The sequence below is a fragment of the Marivita sp. genome (genome assembly GCF_051251565.1).
Classification (GTDB): domain Bacteria; phylum Pseudomonadota; class Alphaproteobacteria; order Rhodobacterales; family Rhodobacteraceae; genus Marivita.
Map to the genome: position 1 here is coordinate 164247 of NZ_JBPOFB010000005.1, position 14902 is coordinate 179148.

The following is a 14902-nucleotide window of genomic DNA, read 5'->3' on the forward strand; positions in this document are numbered from 1 at the left end:
TGTCAAGTATCGCGGCGCGTCTGCGGGTCATGTGCGGCGCATCCGCGACGTGACGACATGCACCAGACCACCCAGCATCAGCCCCCAAACAGCAGCACTTAGCCCGAATAGTGCCATACCAGACGCGGTGGTCAGAAAGGTGACCGCCGCCGCTTCACGGTGGGCATCCTCTGCCAGGGCAGCATTTGCGGAATTCATGAAAACGCCGATCAAGGCCACCCCGGCCAGCGTTCCAAGAACCATCGGCGGCGCGGCAGAGGCGACGGCGGTGATGGTTGCCGCAAACAGGCCAAACAGGCAATACACCCCGCCCGCGATGATCGCGGACCAGTAGCGTTGCTTTGGATCAGGGTGCGAGTCCGGGTTGGCACACATGGCCGCCGTGATGGCCGCAAGGCAGGTCGCCGGGGCCCCAAACGGCGCAGTCAGCACGCTGGCCCCCCCGACGACGGAAAGCAATGGCCGGGGTTCCGGGCTGAAGCCAAAGCTGCGCAACACTGCGATGCCGGGTACGTTTTGCGTCGCCATCGTGACCAGAAAAAGCGGCAGACCAATGTTGAGGATGGCCGCAAGACTGGGGTCTGGCATCACCAGCACAGGCGCGGTGAACACCCCGCCCGTGAGCGGGATATCGAACCCGTTTGCCACACCCACCACCACCAGCGCAGCTATGACAGCGGCAGGCACGGCAAACAGGCGGTTGATCCGCCCGGCCAGAAACCACGTGGCGACGATCGGCGCTGCGGTCAGGGGCGTCTCGGCCAACGCCTGAAACGGCACAATGCACAGCGACACCAGCACCCCGGCCAGCATGGCCTGTGCCAAAGACGCAGGGATGCTTGTCACCAGCCGCGACAGCGGACGACAAAGCCCCGCAAGCAGCGTCAACACACCTGCCACGATAAAGCCGAACACCGCTTCTGCAAACCCGGTGGCCGCCAACGGTGTAATCGCCAAAAGCGCAACACCCGGAGTGGACCATGCAACGCTGACAGGCGCGCGTGTCCAAGCCGCCAGCACGATGCCCGACAAACCCATTGCCAAGGCGGCGAACATCAGGCCGGACGCGGCCTGTTCCGGCGTCGCCCCAACCGCAGCAAGCCCTTTCAGAACGATGGGAAACGAGCTGAAAAAGCCAACAACCGCGACAACACATCCGGTCGAAACTGTCTGGATCGGAGGGCGCACAGGCTGCCTTTGGCGGATACGATTGGCAATGGCATAGCCAGCCGTTTCCAGCTTAGCAAGGCAGATGCCGGTCAGGCGTCCTGCGCGATGTCATCGTTAAAGCAGTCCTCGAACACGAAGGGCAGGATATCGTCCCGCGTCAAACCACAGGCCGCCAGTTCGGCGTCGGTCATGGATTCAAGGTGCAGGATGCTGTCCATACGTTGCCGGATATAGGCGGCAGGGTTAAAGCCCTGCCCTTTGCTGGCAAAGTATAGGTCAATCCGCGATCGCAATCCGGGTCGGATAAACGTCAGCTGCACGCTCTCTTTAGACTTTGGGCCTTGCATCATCGGGTCGTGTGTCATTGGAAACCTCGTTGGCTTGGACGCGGTCGGTTTCCTCCCAATTGGCAGGGTAGCGGGAAAGCCTGTCAAAACCATGAACAAATGCGAAAGTCCGCATGGACCCCGGCCAAATATGTGGCGTTGCAACGACACCCGGCCCAATCCCCGTGATATTTGCTTGTCGAACGGGCAAAACGGTCAGGATTTCAGCACTGTCTGCGCCGGTCGTCCCCCCAGTGAAACGCAAAAACGGCGGACACGGCCGCCGTTTCTGGTTTGCGATACTGAGGCTGCACTTTAGCCGACGTGAAACAGCGTCGAGAACAGCTTGGGATCAAGGCTTTCCGCGGCAAACAGATCGCCCTCTGTCAAGACAGACACGGCGTCATGGCTGTGCAGGCTTTCCTGATGGCTGGCCAGAACGCGGTAATCCCCGACCCGCGCATCCGCCTGCAACGTTTCGGCAAAAAGCCGGGCCGCGTCTTCGACGAAGATCGGATTGGCCGCGTTCAGCTCGGCAAAGGCCTGTTCATCCTCACGCTTGACCATGACTTGGGTTTCGGTCGGTACGGCGCAGCGGCACATGTCGATCAGGTCTTCGAACCACAGGCATTTGCCATCCAGCACTTCGACCGAAATCCGCGCGACCGAGCGTTGCGAATGCGGTGTCGCCAATTGGCCCCGTTCCCGCCGCGCATGCTCGGACAGCTCCAACGAACAGGGGCAGGTCGAGCTATAAACATAGTCCAGATGCATCACCTTGCGGCGCACACCGTCGATTTCCACCAGTTCCAGCGCGATGTCGTAATACTGATACCCCGTCAGCCCCGACCGCAGGCTGTTCACCTTCATCGGGAAAGACAGGCGCATATTGATGCGGGCGTCAAACGAGTCGAGGTCAGATTTGTAGTCGTCCAACGCCGCTTCGATCACGCCAAAGCTGAAGGTCTTATCGGCATGCACATAGAAGGACCGCATGATGCGGCTCATGTTGATGCCCTTCTTGTCGGCCTCAAGGCTTACGGTGCCGGTCACGCTGGTTTCCAGCGTCAGGTCGCCATTGTCTCGGGTGTGGTAGCTGATGGGTAACCGGAAGTTCGAAATGCCGACATGCTGAATGCCGCGATTGGCCCCCCGGATCAACGCGGATGGGCCGTTTTGAAGGTCCGGCATTGACGCTTTGTAGGCGTCGTTCACGGTGAACTCATCTGGATACGCGCGCGACAGAACCGGATAGATGTCCGACCCGCCTTCAACAAGGCGGCGAAGCACCGGATCGACCAGATCAATCTCGGCATCATGCGATTTACCGGCCCATTGCCGCAGCAAAGCCAAGGCAGCCTCGGCTTCCTGACGGCTGGGTTTGCGATCGATCTCAGGTGTATGGATATTCATACGCAGGCCCCCTCGCCTGATTGGCATGCCTGAAAGATAGGCATTTACCAGATCATTTCCACTACCAACATATACGGTCTGGCCCTGAACACAGATCATTCATAGCCATCACGCATAAGGGGAAACCCGGCTGTCAGACGGCATCCAAGGCTGTCAGGATATCCTCGATCAGGTCGCCCGCATCTTCGATTCCGACCGAAAGACGCACCAATCCGTCAGTGATACCGAGGATTTGGCGCTGTTCGGCGCTCAGGCGTTGGTGGGTGGTGGTCGCTGGATGGGTGACGATGCTTTTCGCATCCCCAAGGTTGTTCGAGATCACGATCACTTCCAGCGCGTTCAAAAAGGCAAAGGCCGCGGATTTGCCGCCAGCCAACTCAATCGCCAGCATTGTGCCGCCCGACCCCATTTGCCGCTGCGCCAATGCCGCCTGTTTGTGTGACGCAAGGCCCGGATAGATCACATGTTGCAACTTGGCATGCCCGTCCAGCGCGTCGGCAATCGCCTGTGCGCTGTCGGCCTGTGCCCGCACCCGCAGATCCAGCGTTTCAAGCCCCTTGAGCTGCACCCAAGCGGTGAAGGGCGACATGGAGCCGCCGGTGTGTTTCATATAGGGTTCAACCACCTTGCGGATGTGGTCGCGCGTGCCAAGGATGACACCGCCCAGCGTGCGGCCCTGCCCGTCGATATGCTTGGTCGAGGAATAGATGATCACATCCGCGCCCTGATCCAATGCCTCTGAAAACACCGGGGTCGAGAACACGTTGTCCACAACCACCAGCGCGCCATGGGCGTGGGCAATTTCGGAAACCGACTGAATATCAACCAGTTCCAGCGTGGGGTTCGACATCGACTCGAAGAACACCGCCTTGGTGTCAGGGCGCACAGCCGCGCGCCATTGATCAAGATCGGCACCGTCCACCAGCGTCACTTCAACGCCAAAGCGCGGCAGGATGTCTTCGACAATATACAGACACGACCCAAAGAGCGCCCGCGCCGATACAAGATGATCGCCCGCCTTGAGCATCGACACCAAAGCGCCGTTGACCGCCGCCATACCGCTGGCGGTGGCAAAGGCGTCTTCCGCCCCTTCGAGCATCGCAATGCGTTCTTCGAACATCGCCACGGTGGGGTTGCCGTAGCGCGCGTAGATATATTCATCCGGGCCGGGCTGGATGAACCGCTGCTCCGCCTGTTCGGCCGTGTCATACACAAAACCCTGCGTGAGGAAGATCGCTTCGCTGACCTCGCCCCATTGGCTGCGTTTGGTGCCGCCATGCACCAATCGTGTGCGTGGTTTCTTGTCTTTCATGTCATCACCTGTGTGGGCCGCGACCCATCAAAAAAGCCCCGTTTCGGCCAAGCGAAAGGGGCTTTCGGCGGGCCTTTTAGCGGCATGTTTAACGTGGCCCGCAATCCGGTAACAAATCGCCACGGGGCTGCGATACGTGCCACGCTGCCACAGGTCAAGTCCGACGCCCCAAGCACGATCAGTGCGCCTTGTCGCGTGGCGAGTCGGATACGCCCAACCCATCGAAAGATAGGCCCCACACGCAAGTCACGCAAATTGGTCCGCTGGGTATCTAAAGAGAGGTCCTTCATACCTATACGCCCTCCGGTTGCGATTTACGGTCAACCGCATCGCAGCGTACGGTTAACAGCTAATCATGGGCGGCAATCGCCCTTCTGCACGGTGGCCCACTCGCTCCCCATAAGGACGACGCCTGTGCATCGGATTTGTGAGATGTTAAAATGATCAGTCTGCGAAACTACACAATAGGCTTTAAAGTTTCCGCTGTCTCAGAGCCGAAAAACACATGTCCAAACCGCTCTATACCAGCCGCCAAAAAGCATGTCTTTGCGCCAATTTCAGCTCTTGAAGACCGGCTGTTCGAAACGTTGGATGCACGAAGTCAGGCAACCGCCGATGTAGACTGGAAGGTTCTTCTTGTCGGGTTCAAGGACTACGCGCTTACGACGATGCGTCAGAAATGCGAAGAGGCCGGGGTTGAATTGATTGCCTCGTTTGGGTTGCCACAGAACCTCACGCATCTCAGCGACATCAAAGGCAGCTTCACTCACATCATTGTAAATGAAGATGCGTTTCCCAGTGTCGACGTGGCGATCACCCGGTTGCTCGACATTCGCCCGATGGTGACAGATACCGCGCTCTTGCTGGTCACCAACCGGTCTCGGATTGATGATTTCGGGTGTGAACGGGACTCTTTGTGCGATGGGACGCTGGGCGGTTTTCTGACGTCGCAACGTCTTCGCAGTGGACTCATCATTTCGGCCGAAAAAGTAGCCCAACGGCCGGAATTTCTGCGCAAAACGACCCAATAGCTGTCATCTTTGAAGTACTATGGCAATTCCGCGATGTCTTTTGAAGATCGAACAATCGAACCTCAGGTTGTCGCAGGCACTCAACATTCATGTTTAATGTGTTAAGGAACACGAGACTCGCCGTGCGAGTTCAGATATGCGTGGGCCTTATCGAATTTTGTTTTCCCGAGCCTTGCAACGCATCTTTCGGGCTACGATTGACTGGGAGGACTATTTGCAATGAACGTTGATACATTTACTGAAAAGCTGTTTCCGGTTGTCGGGATTGGTGCCTCCGCAGGTGGTCTTGAGGCAATCGGAGATTTCTTGGACGGGATCGCACCCAGGACGGGCGCGGCGTATGTCATCGTGCAGCATCTTGCGCCCGATAAAGAATCGATTTTGCACAGCCTTTTGCAGCGGCACACGGTTTTGCCGATTACCCAGATCGTCCACAATGAGATGATCAAGCCGGATCACGTCTATATTGTCCCGCCCGGAAAGGTTGCCAGCCTGAAGGGTGACATGCTTCAGCTTGATGAATTCACCACCAAAGAGCTCAGACACAGACCGATAGACAGCTTTTTTTCATCGCTTGCCCGTGCGCGTGGGCGGGATTCCTATTGTGTTATCTTGTCTGGAACAGGTGTCGATGGGGCAGACGGGTTAAAGGCGATAAAGGCATTTGGCGGATTTGCTTTCGTACAACCAAGCGCTGATGCAAGGTTCCCCGGCATGCCGGACAATGCGGTGGCGACCGGGCTGGTTGATTTTGTTTTGCCCGCTGACAAAATACCTGAGCAAATATTTGAAATCCTCACATATCGTCTAAAGGTAGCCGAAGGCGATGAAATATCCGAACTCAGCCAGGAAATCGCAAACGCCCTGCCCGCGATCAGCAAGCTGTTGTTCGAACGCGTCGGGCATGACTTTTCGAACTACAAGCCACGCACGCTGATTCGCCGGATCGAGCGGCGCATGAATGCCTTGCGCACCGCGACTGTCGAAGAGTTCATGAAAGCGATCGACAACGACCAAGATGCCGAACTTCTTGCAAGCGAATTCATGATTGGCGTCACACAATTCTTTCGTGATCCCAAGTCTTTTGCCCAGCTCAACAGAAGCGTCATCAAACCCCTGGTCGAACGCAAAGACAGTAATATTCGGATTTGGGTGCCCGGCTGCGCTACAGGAGAAGAGGTTTATTCCATTGCTATGTTGGTATTGGAACAAATCGAAAAGCAAGATAAGCAGTTCACCTTGCAAGTTTTTGGCACGGACATCGACGTTCAATCCCTTATACGTGCACGGTTTGGCGATTATAGCGAAAAAGACCTTGCATCGGTCACGCAAGCGCGACGGAAACGGTTTTTTACCCGCGATGGCGCCCGGTATCGGATCAGCCAACAAGTGCGGGATGCCTGTGTGTTCACCCCTCACAATGTCTTGCAGGATCCCCCATTTTCCCGGCTGGATTTGATATCGTGCCGCAATCTGCTGATCTACTTCGATACAGAGATCCAGCGAAGCGTTATTCGAAAGTTTCACTTTGCTCTAAATAACGATGGCGGGTTGTTTCTTGGATCGTCAGAAAGCGTTTCCACCGAAGACAACCTGTTCCACGCCGAAGACAAGCTGCACCGAATTTTCCAGAAAAACGAAACAATCCGCAGCTTTTACTCGTCTTTCGATGAGCCGACTTCCCAGATCAGAGCGCTTATGGCCAAACCTCCTCTCAAAGAACTGAAACCCGGCGTGGCCAAAAACGTGTCACTGGAGGCGCGTGTCGAACGCGAATTCTTGCGGCACCATGCCCCGCCGTTTGCTGTGTTGTCAAAATCGGGAGACGTGCTTTACGTCTCACAGCAGATGATCCCCTTTGTGCGCCCGGCTCAGGGGGCTCCATCGACGATGATCTCGACCTATCTAGCGCAGGAATTACGCCTTCCTGTGCGGGAGGCCTTGAACGAAGTGGCAGCCACAGGAAAGAAAGCGAACCGCGACGGCATCATTATGATAAGCCAATTGGATCAGCCGATTTACGACATCGTGGTGTCACCCAGTGAAAATGATTTCACGCTGATCCTGTCAAAGGTCCGGCTTGCGGACAACTCCTCCGACGTCATCGATGCCGTTAAGGACATCGACTATACGCGCGTCAAAGCGCAGGATCTTGAAAACGCAGAATTGCGGCGACAGCTTGCCGATACGCTTCAGGATGCAGAAAGCTCTAGCCAAGACCTCATGAGCATCAATGAAGAGTTGATGAGCATCAATGAAGAGATGCAATCGTCCAACGAAGAACTGGAAACATCCCGCGAAGAGCTGCAATCCATCAACGAAGAGCTGGAGACCGTCAATTCCGAGTTACAAGAAAACAACCGACTACTTGTTCGCGCAAACTCGGATTTGAAGAACCTGTTTGAGGCGACGGACATCGCCGTTCTGTTTCTTGACCGCGAATTTTGCGTGCGCAATTACACCCCCACAACAAAAGAATTGTTCGGGCTTCGCTCACGCGACATCGGCCGTCCCATTGCGGATCTTGCCTCGGCTTTGGATTATCCTGACCTTGTGAGAGATGCGCAGGCGGTGGACAAAACACTCCAACCGATCAGCCGCGAAGTTGTCATCGCACAGACCAAACAAACGTTCCAAGTTTCGATAAAACCTTACCGCACCACCGACAATCGTCTTGATGGGTATGCGATTTCGTTTGTGGATATCACTGGTCGCAAAAACATCGAAAAAACATTGGTGGACAACAAGCTGGCGATGGAACGGCAATATGCCGAGCTGTCAAACCTGTATGACACCACACCCGTCGGGCTATCCCTACTTGATCGCAATAGGAAATGGTTGCGTATCAATGAGGCCATGGCACAGATAAACGGATTCCCTCCGGAAGACCATATTGGCAAAACGTTTGGCGAACTGCTGCCGAACATCGATGATTCGCTGAAAGACGTCTACACGCGGGTGTTTGACACGGGCGAGCCCGTTCTGAGCCTCATGGTCGACGGTGAAACCCCGGCTTCCCCAGGCGCCTCTCGCAAGTGGATTGCTGATTTTTATCCGGTGATGCAGGACGATTATGTTTTTGCCGTAGGTGCCTGTGTCCGCGAAATCACCGAAGAGGCTCGGATGCTGGAACAGGTCAAAGCGCAGAATAAGACACAAAAATTCTTGCTGGGCGAACTGCAACACCGGGTTAAAAACACGTTGTCGGTTGTTTCGTCGCTCTCAAAGCTATTGCTGAAGGGAATGGATGATCCAATCGTCTATCAGGAGCGCCTTGATGATCGACTGCTCGCTATTTCACGGACCCATGACATTTTGACATCGTCCAACTGGTCGACCGCGAAATTCTCGGACATCATCCATAACGAAGCATTGCCGTTCCAAGGAAAGTCGGGGCAGCGCGTGCGCCTGAGCGGTCCGGACATCGAGCTTAATCCAGAGCAGGCTTTGTCTGTTGGCATGGGGATACACGAACTTGTGACCAATGCCGTGAAATACGGTGCCCTGTCGAATGATGCTGGTACGGTCTATGTCGCCAGCTTTATTCGTGAAGAGGGCGACAAGACGATCGCAACCATTGAGTGGCAAGAGTATGGCGGCCCAAAAATCAAGGGGTCCCCAAGTGAGACCGGTTTTGGCACGCTTTTGATCAACCGCGTGTTGCGAGATGACCTGTCAGCCGACGTAACGTTAGAGTTTCCCGAAGGCGGCGTACAGTTTAAGGCAGAGTTCGAAGTATTGCCGGCGCACAAGGCCTAGGTTGACGGTGAAACGTAAACTGCGACATCCTATGATGTTGATGTTTCATCGGAACAAGGTTACTTTGAAACCAGTAGGACAGAGCGTAGCTTAGTTTGGTTTTTTAGTGCGGAGCGCCTGTCGCAATGCGAGTTGACCTTCCGTTAAGTCACATATAGTCCGATCCAACACAGCCTTGGGTTGAGCTACAGTTTGCCTTCACTTATACTTCACCCAATCATAAAGACTATCAACCCATGTCCCAAAAGAACAACATCTTGATTGTTGAAGATAACACGTTGCTTGCATTGATGATCGAGAGTGCGCTGGAATCCGCTGGCTTTTACAACTTTACGACTTGCGGCGACAACGCAACCGCTCTTAAGAAAATGGATGAAACGCATTTCTCTTTTGCATTTCTTGATTTCAATCTTGGAGATCAAGAAACCAGCTCCCCGGTCGCAAACCGTCTGACAACTCTTGGCGTGCCATTTGTCTTTATCACCGGCTATTCCAAATCCACCGGGATTATCCCCGAAGACCTGAAAGAGGTCGGTCGGATCAACAAGCCCTTCAAAATCTCCGAAGTCTTGAGCTACGTAAGAACCTACTTGGCTCCGGCCGCGTGTCCTAACGTTTAAGTGCGTTTCTGAATCACGTCGGACACTGAGGCAATAAGCGCTTTGGGGTCTACAGGTTTTGCAAAAACCGCAGCAAAGACGCGGCCTTGCGTCATTGCATCCTCTGGTTTTGCGGTGACGAGAACCACAGGCACATCCCCGGCCAGAACTGCACATCTGCGAGCAAGCTCCAACCCCGTCATTGTCGGCATGTGCAAGTCTGTAACTATCGCAGACCAACTTCTTGGCGCTTCCCCCACAAGTTCAAGCGCCTCATCCGGGTTACAGACCGCCACCGCGATGGCCCCCTGATCACTTAGAATCTGAGCGAGGTAGTCGGACATAAGCGGGGAATCATCGAGAACCAGAATTTTATGTCCAGTGATGTCTATTTTGCGATCATTCAGGACCGGGCTTGGACCTGTCCACTCTTCGACCGGGCGATCAGGCCAAGACAGGATCACACGGTGTTTATCCCCCTGCATATCCCCCAGCCAAAGCCTCGCGCGATTGTCGATCAAAAGCATCTTGATGACTTCGCGGTTTTGCGGATGAACGTCGGAATGGTCTGGCTCTTCGTTTGACCCTTCAAGAAGCAGGCGTTGTAACTCCGGCGGATCAATCCGGGCGGTGAACCGAATTTCGACCCCACAGGCGCTAAGGCTTGGGTCAAATGCCCCCAAATACTCTGACGCATCCAGACCGCTGGTGTCGATCACAGATACATCGATCTTGGCGTTGCTCGCCAAGTCGCACACTCGGGTCAGAACATCCAAAATCACCTGCAAAAAATCTTCGCGGGTGGCCCAAATATATGTCGGATGCTCTACGGCAGACACGCAGATCTCACAATCGCTCAGGTTTTGTGTCTCAACGAACTGCGCGGCACTGCGCAACAAAGTCCCAACATCATGATAGCTCGCGGTTTCTCGCGCCCGCACAAACAATTCCCGGCTGTCGAGGATCGCCAGCGCATGATCTATCGCCAACTGCATGCGTTCACGTTCGATATCGGTGATCCTGCCGGTCCGCGCGTCTGTGTCGAACAGTAATTCCGAAATTCCAGACACCAAAGCGATGGAATTTGCGAAATCGTGCATGAGCTTCTGAACGACGTTTTCTGTGGCGCTGTTGGCAGATGCGCTAACGACTTCACGATAATCCAATGGCTTGGACGGGTGCGCAACAACGCTGTCCACATCCGAGGTCAGGACACACAACCAGTCCCCCGTATCCAGTGTCGAGACCGACAGATCAACCTTATGCGCCTGACCCCGAGCGTCCTTGATCGAAACGGTGTCGTGCCAATGTCCGCTGATAAGTAGGTTTTCCTTGGATTTGCGCATCACCCCGAACGCATCAGACGGGCTGCACAAACCCGTCCAATGCGCATTGTCGTACGACTGCCCCTCTGGGAGCGGAACCATGTTTCTAAACGCAGGATTAGAGCAGACCAAATTCCCGCTTTGGGAAAGGATACAAATTCCGTTTGTGACGACATTGAGCAGGTAAGGCGAGGTATACCGGGCCAAGGCTGCCCGCAATTGTGGGACAAAAACAATGCCACATTGATTCTGTAAGGCATGAATTTTTGTGGTGTTCATTTTAATGCAACGTCTTTCGCGTGGCCAATAGCCTTTGTTCCGGTGTTGCAAAGTCCCTGACTAAATCAAGCGCACCGTCATCTTGGCAAATTCTTCGGCTGCGATTGAAAGGCTTATCTGCTTGTTCTGCAAGGCCCTTTTCCAAACAAAAACAAACACGCACTCCGAGCTGACCGCATAAACGTTTACGCCCCAAACGAAACTTAAGCAACTATCGAGATGTTTCTCTCAGATTTGGCCAATGCTCCATGAGGGTGTCGCCATTGCGATACCGAATGGAGCCGCCGCTGCAACCAGAGGCTCAGACGCTTTCGGGATACAGCACAGGCACGTCAATGGTCATGAAGTCGCGCAAAATCCGATTGAAGATATCGGGCTTTTCAAGATGCGCGGCATGCGCACAATTCGGAATGACGGCAAGCGCGCTGCGCGGGATCGAGGTCCAAAGCTGTTCGGTTTGCTGCCAAGGATAGGTGCGGTCATGGTCGCCCCAGATCACAAGTGTGTCTGCGTCAATCGACTCGAGTTTGTGCACGCCACACCAAGAGTGCATCGCATCCAGCCCCGCGTTGATTGCTTGCAGACTGCTCCGTTCCGCGATGGCGGCGCAGGCTTCAAAGGCTGGGGCGTACTCGTGTTCCAGAAACCATGTCGCCGCGATACGGCGCGCTGTCTTGCGTGGCCCATCCGATTGCGCGCGCCATTTCGACATCTCGATCGTCTCGAAACGCCCCGGCAACGCCCCCGTTGCCCCGGTGCCGTACAACACCAGCCGCGAGACCCTTTCGGGAATGGTCGCCGCAATTTCCTGTGCAATCATCCCGCCCATGGAATGGCCCAGCAGGTGAAACCGGTCGATGCCTTTGGTGCCAAGGGTGTTGATCACCCAATCGGCATAACCTGCAATGCTGTCGGGTGCGGCACGGTCCGCATTTTCACCAAACCCCGGCAGATCGACGGTCACGACGTCCACAACACCCTGTAGCGCCGAGGTCAGCGTGGGCCATTGGCGGCTTCCCCCCATGAACCCATGAACAAAGACCAAGGGCATCATTTGCGCGCACCTTGTACGATGCGATCCAGGATCATGGCGCAGAACAGAATGGCAAACCCGGCCAGGATACCCTGTCCTACATTGGCGTATTGAAGCGCTTCAAGCACGTCTTCGCCCAAGCCCTTGGCCCCGATCAGCGACGCCACCACCACCATCGCAAGCGACAGCATGATCGTCTGGTTGATCCCGGCCCGGATCGACGGGCTGGCCAATGGCAGATCAACCTTGGTCAGAAGATACCATTTGTTGGCACCAAAGCTGATCGCGGCTTCGCGCACGCTTTCGGGCACACCGCGCAGGCCCAACACGGTCAGCCGCACCACAGGGGTGCCGCCAAAGATCATCGTGACCACCACGGCGGCCGGTTTGCCAACGCCAAAGAACGCGATGACCGGGACCATGAACACAAACGCGGGCATGGTCTGCATGAAGTCCATGATGGGCTGAATGAAGGCGTAAAAGCGCGGTCTGCGCGCAGCGAACATGCCCAGCGGAATGCCAATGGCAATCGACAGACAGGCGGCTGTGCCCAGCAGGGCCAGCGTGGTCATCGCGGCCTCCCAAAAGCCGAGCAGCCCCATATAGGCCAGAAACGCCCCCGAATAGATCGCCGCGCGCAGGCCAGCTGTGAGCCATGTCAGCAGCACGATCAGACTGGCGATCACGATCCACGGAGTTTGCACCAGAATGACCTCAAGCGCGTCCAGAAGGGACCGGATGCCAAAGGTCAGCCCGTCAAAGAACGCCTCGCTGTTGCGCACGCACCATGCGATGAAATTCTCGACCCATGTGATACCTGTCAGGCGGATGTCGGGATCGGTTGGAAATGTGCTTAGCAACGAAAAACGCCCCGGAAAGCTATAATGCACCATGGCCGTTGACACGATCAGCACCATGAACACAGCGCTCAGGATGATGTGCTGAATGGGCAAACCCGACCGAACCGTCCGATCCGACAGCCAGTTTGAAAACCGCGACTCCAGCGCCCAATTGGCGACAATCGCCTGTGCAAACTTGACCAGCACAAGCAGAGCAATGCCGGTGAACACGATCCACGGGCCTTGCGCGGCAAGCTCTGCCGCCTCGTGGCGGATACCGCCGATATTGGCTTCGAGCGAGTCCACGGTGCGTTGAAACGCATCGACGCGATCCGATCCGCTTTCGATTGCCGCCGCAAGCTGCTGACGGCGCAGGTCCAGCGTGCCTTCGATCGACGCAATGCGCGCCATGGCGTCTGCCGCGAGATCGCCAAACAAACCGCGCGCGATTTGCACAAAGGCAACCGCTTCGAGGATCAGGAACGGCAGCGCCCAGGACCAAAGCCCCCGCGCGCCAAACCAGATCGGGCCGAACAGCCCCGCGATCAGATTGAAAGTCGGCGTAAACCGCGATGACGCGCCGATCTTGTCGAAGTTCTGGATGTAGTAGTCGGGACTGGTGCGCACAAAAGTGCGAATGTTCTCGCGGCGCTCTTCGGCATAGGCGAGGGCTGCTTCGCTTTCGGTGTCTTCAAGGGGATTGATGTCTTGTTTGTTCATGACATTTCCGTCCCTTCGATCACGGTTCTGAGCAGGTCTGCGCGGGTGATGACGCCAACATCTGTGCCGCCGTCTTCGACCAGTATCGCGCTGTCATCTTCTATGGCGAGGGTGATGAGGTTGCTCAGGTTTTCGGTCTCGTTCACACGCGGCGCATCCGCAGGCAGCGGGCCGTGTGCCGCCATATAAGCCTCCAAAGGCTGCATCACCGCATGGGCATGCACCACCTTGAGCCGTGAAATACCGGCGACGAAATCGGACACGTAGTCATCCGCCGGATGCATCACGATGTCTTCGGCGGTACCCATCTGCACCATCTTGCCATCCCGCATGATCGCAATGCGGTCGCCAATGCGCACGGCCTCGTCCAGATCATGGGTGATGAAGACGGTCGATTTCTTGAGGATCTTGCTGAGCCGAATGAACTCGTCCTGCAATTGGCGACGGATCAACGGGTCCAGTGCCGAGAACGGCTCGTCCATGAGCAATACATCCGGGTTCGCCGCCAGCGCACGAGCAAGGCCCACCCGCTGTTGCATGCCGCCCGACAGCTCATGCGCGAATTTCGCCCCCCACGCGCCAAGTTCGACGATGTCCAGAATAGCCGCCGCCTGCCGCATGCGTTCGTTTTTGGCCACCTGACGAATTTCCAATGGCATCGCCACGTTATCCAGCACGGAGCGGTGCGGCATGAGGGCGAAGTTCTGGAACACCATCCCGATCTTGCGGTTGCGGAAGGTCTGCAATTCCTTTGGCCCGAGCGCCATGACATCGGTGCCCTCGATCTCGATCTTGCCAGAGGTCGGCTCTAACAGCCGGTTGAAGTGGCGCACGAGCGTGGACTTGCCGCTGCCGGACAGGCCCATGATGCAGAAAATCTCACCGCGTTTCACGTCAAGGCTGACATCCGCCACACCCACGACCGCGTTGAATTCGGCCAGCACTTCGGCCTTGGTCAATCCACGTTCATGAATGGCCTTGAGCGCCAGTTCGGGCCGGGCCCCGAATATCTTCCAGACATTGGAAATCTCTATGACGACATCGTCATTCATGCGCTTACGCCTTGTCAGGGAAGGGATGCGGGCACCGGTGTCAC

General features: G+C 55.9%; 11 protein-coding genes and 1 riboswitch. Of the genes, 3 read left to right on the plus strand and 8 right to left on the minus strand.

Features of this window, described 5'->3' with window-relative positions; translation table 11 throughout:
• Window positions 1–27 precede the first annotated feature (27 nt).
• The 4 genes from ACSHXH_RS09095 to metZ all read right to left on the minus strand — a co-directional run bounded on the left by ACSHXH_RS09095 (window position 28) and on the right by metZ (window position 4221).
• The gene (locus tag ACSHXH_RS09095; RefSeq protein WP_435671467.1) at window positions 28–1188 is read right to left on the minus strand and encodes a benzoate/H(+) symporter BenE family transporter; all 1161 of its coding nucleotides are present in this window, start codon (window positions 1186–1188) and stop codon (window positions 28–30) included.
• Window positions 1189–1259: 71 nt separating this feature from the next.
• Entirely contained in the window at window positions 1260–1535 is a 276-nt protein-coding gene (locus ACSHXH_RS09100) for a hypothetical protein (RefSeq protein WP_435671468.1), read from the minus strand.
• 276 nt (window positions 1536–1811) lie between these two features.
• Entirely contained in the window at window positions 1812–2909 is a 1098-nt protein-coding gene (folE2, locus tag ACSHXH_RS09105; protein WP_435671469.1) for a GTP cyclohydrolase FolE2, read from the minus strand.
• Between the two features lie 133 nt (window positions 2910–3042).
• Window positions 3043–4221: an O-succinylhomoserine sulfhydrylase gene (gene metZ, locus ACSHXH_RS09110; RefSeq protein ID WP_435671470.1), complete on the minus strand. Its 1179-nt coding sequence runs from the start codon at window positions 4219–4221 to the stop codon at window positions 3043–3045.
• 56 nt (window positions 4222–4277) lie between these two features.
• Window positions 4278–4354, minus strand: a riboswitch (SAM riboswitch).
• A 307-nt stretch (window positions 4355–4661) separates the two neighbouring features.
• Here metZ and ACSHXH_RS09115 point away from each other — a divergent pair.
• The 3 genes from ACSHXH_RS09115 to ACSHXH_RS09125 all read left to right on the plus strand — a co-directional run bounded on the left by ACSHXH_RS09115 (window position 4662) and on the right by ACSHXH_RS09125 (window position 9631).
• The gene (locus tag ACSHXH_RS09115; protein ID WP_435671471.1) at window positions 4662–5252 is read left to right on the plus strand and encodes a hypothetical protein; all 591 of its coding nucleotides are present in this window, start codon (window positions 4662–4664) and stop codon (window positions 5250–5252) included.
• A gap of 219 nt (window positions 5253–5471) precedes the next feature.
• Window positions 5472–9011: a CheR family methyltransferase gene (locus ACSHXH_RS09120; RefSeq protein WP_435671472.1), complete on the plus strand. Its 3540-nt coding sequence runs from the start codon at window positions 5472–5474 to the stop codon at window positions 9009–9011.
• A 236-nt stretch (window positions 9012–9247) separates the two neighbouring features.
• Window positions 9248–9631 (plus strand): response regulator, encoded by a 384-nt coding sequence (locus tag ACSHXH_RS09125; protein WP_435671473.1) that lies wholly within the window; start codon window positions 9248–9250, stop codon window positions 9629–9631.
• Here the strand turns inward: ACSHXH_RS09125 and ACSHXH_RS09130 are convergent.
• The 4 genes from ACSHXH_RS09130 to ACSHXH_RS09145 all read right to left on the minus strand — a co-directional run bounded on the left by ACSHXH_RS09130 (window position 9628) and on the right by ACSHXH_RS09145 (window position 14858).
• A complete protein-coding gene (locus tag ACSHXH_RS09130) occupies window positions 9628–11037 on the minus strand; it encodes a response regulator (protein WP_435671474.1) in 1410 nt (469 codons plus the stop codon). The two genes, ACSHXH_RS09125 and ACSHXH_RS09130, sit on opposite strands and share 4 nt — an antisense overlap.
• 478 nt (window positions 11038–11515) lie before the next feature.
• Complete coding sequence (locus ACSHXH_RS09135; RefSeq protein WP_435671475.1) at window positions 11516–12268, minus strand: alpha/beta fold hydrolase; 753 nt, start codon at window positions 12266–12268, stop codon at window positions 11516–11518.
• Window positions 12265–13806, minus strand: a complete 1542-nt coding sequence (locus tag ACSHXH_RS09140) for an ABC transporter permease subunit (protein ID WP_435671476.1) — start codon at window positions 13804–13806, stop codon at window positions 12265–12267. The genes ACSHXH_RS09135 and ACSHXH_RS09140 overlap by 4 nt, the downstream gene beginning before the upstream one ends.
• Entirely contained in the window at window positions 13803–14858 is a 1056-nt protein-coding gene (locus ACSHXH_RS09145) for a quaternary amine ABC transporter ATP-binding protein (RefSeq protein ID WP_435671477.1), read from the minus strand. Before ACSHXH_RS09145 ends, ACSHXH_RS09140 begins: the two co-directional genes overlap by 4 nt.
• Window positions 14859–14902 lie beyond the last annotated feature (44 nt).

Excerpts from the sequence above, each read along its gene's own strand:
- ACSHXH_RS09100 (WP_435671468.1), bottom strand. The coding sequence starts at position 1,535 with ATGACACACGACCCGATGATGCAAGGCCCAAAGTCTAAAGAGAGCGTG.
- folE2 (WP_435671469.1), bottom strand. The coding sequence starts at position 2,909 with ATGAATATCCATACACCTGAGATCGATCGCAAACCCAGCCGTCAGGAA.
- metZ (WP_435671470.1), bottom strand. The coding sequence starts at position 4,221 with ATGAAAGACAAGAAACCACGCACACGATTGGTGCATGGCGGCACCAAA.
- ACSHXH_RS09115 (WP_435671471.1), top strand. The coding sequence starts at position 4,662 with ATGATCAGTCTGCGAAACTACACAATAGGCTTTAAAGTTTCCGCTGTC.
- ACSHXH_RS09120 (WP_435671472.1), top strand. The coding sequence starts at position 5,472 with ATGAACGTTGATACATTTACTGAAAAGCTGTTTCCGGTTGTCGGGATT.
- ACSHXH_RS09125 (WP_435671473.1), top strand. The coding sequence starts at position 9,248 with ATGTCCCAAAAGAACAACATCTTGATTGTTGAAGATAACACGTTGCTT.
- ACSHXH_RS09130 (WP_435671474.1), bottom strand. The coding sequence starts at position 11,037 with ATGGTTCCGCTCCCAGAGGGGCAGTCGTACGACAATGCGCATTGGACG.
- ACSHXH_RS09135 (WP_435671475.1), bottom strand. The coding sequence starts at position 12,268 with ATGATGCCCTTGGTCTTTGTTCATGGGTTCATGGGGGGAAGCCGCCAA.
- ACSHXH_RS09140 (WP_435671476.1), bottom strand. The coding sequence starts at position 13,806 with ATGAACAAACAAGACATCAATCCCCTTGAAGACACCGAAAGCGAAGCA.
- ACSHXH_RS09145 (WP_435671477.1), bottom strand. The coding sequence starts at position 14,858 with ATGAATGACGATGTCGTCATAGAGATTTCCAATGTCTGGAAGATATTC.